1 protein-coding gene is annotated in these 1,183 nt (G+C 52.4%); it reads left to right on the top strand.

From position 1 onward, the window contains the following. Positions 1-75: 75 nt before the first annotated feature. Positions 76-1,167: an IS630 family transposase gene (locus tag ABD735_RS20085; protein WP_344809879.1), complete on the top strand. Its 1,092-nt coding sequence runs from the start codon at positions 76-78 to the stop codon at positions 1,165-1,167. The last annotated feature ends 16 nt before the right edge of the window (positions 1,168-1,183 follow it).

The raw sequence follows: 1,183 nt of genomic DNA, 5'->3' as shown, positions 1-1,183 counted from the left end.
CTAGTGTCCCGTCTGGTTAATTCCTTAAGCTAAATCAGGTATACTCTCTCTTCACTTTATTGAAGAGAGAACTCCATGGCCAGATCTGCAGCGGCTTTTTCACTTACGCCTAACGACAGGATAGAGCTCGAGACGTGGTTGAAAACACCGACGCTCAGCCAGCGGCTTGTTTTGCGTGCCAGAATCCTGCTTCAGCTGGATGATGGAGTCGCTCCCCTAGAGGTCGCCAAGGCTCTAGACACATCCGCGGTCACTGTTCACAAGTGGCGAAACAGGTATGCAAGCGCCGGCCTCGAGGGTCTTGATGATGCAGCCCGACCCGGTCAACCGGGCAAGATATCGAACAAGACCGCCGCCGAAGTATTGCGCCTGACAACGCGCTCGATTCCGCGTGAAGCGACGCACTGGAGCCTGCGTCTCATGGCCGAAAAAATGAAGATCACTATCTGGCAGGTACAGCAAATCTGGAAAGCTGCTGATCTCAAACCGCACCGTTTGAAAACCTTTAAAATCAGCAATGACCCCAAGTTTGCAGAGAAAGTGACTGATGTAGTCGGGCTCTATCTCAATCCACCAGACAACGCTATGGTCTTGTCTGTAGACGAAAAAACTCAAATACAGGCGCTGGACAGGACGCAGCCAATGCTGCAGCTGCGACCCGGTCAGATTGAACGCCGCACACACGATTACAAGCGTCACGGAACGGCCAGTTTATATGCAGCGTTCGACATCGCTAACGGGCAGGTGATCGGCAGAGTAACGAAGCGCCATCGGGCAAAAGAGTTCCTGGACTTCCTGAAACAGATTGACCGATCGACGCCAGCAAAGCTGGATCTGCATCTCATCCTGGATAACAGCGCTACTCATAAAACGGAGGAGGTGCAGAAATGGCTGAAAAAACACCCCCGTTTCAAACTTCACTTCACGCCGACGAGTGCCTCCTGGCTAAATGCCGTCGAAGGCTGGTTCTCACAGCTTGAGCGTCGTGCGCTCTACCGAGGAGTCTTTCGTGGGGTAGACGAGCTTCGCAAGGCTCTCAAGCAATATATTGCCGTTCATAATGACAAGCTGGCCAAGCCCTTTCGCTGGACCAAATCGGCTGAATCGATACTGAGCTCTGTGGATCATGCGAAGCGAAGCGCACTGCTAAATAAGTTAACGGATTAACCAGACGGGACACTAG

It is taken from the genome of Allohahella marinimesophila, from assembly GCF_039538005.1.
Lineage (GTDB): Bacteria > Pseudomonadota > Gammaproteobacteria > Pseudomonadales > Oleiphilaceae > Allohahella > Allohahella marinimesophila.
Note: the sequence above shows the minus strand (reverse complement) of the source record. Positions and strands in the feature narration are given on the sequence as shown.

Excerpts from the sequence above, each read along its gene's own strand:
- ABD735_RS20085 (WP_344809879.1), top strand. The coding sequence starts at position 76 with ATGGCCAGATCTGCAGCGGCTTTTTCACTTACGCCTAACGACAGGATA.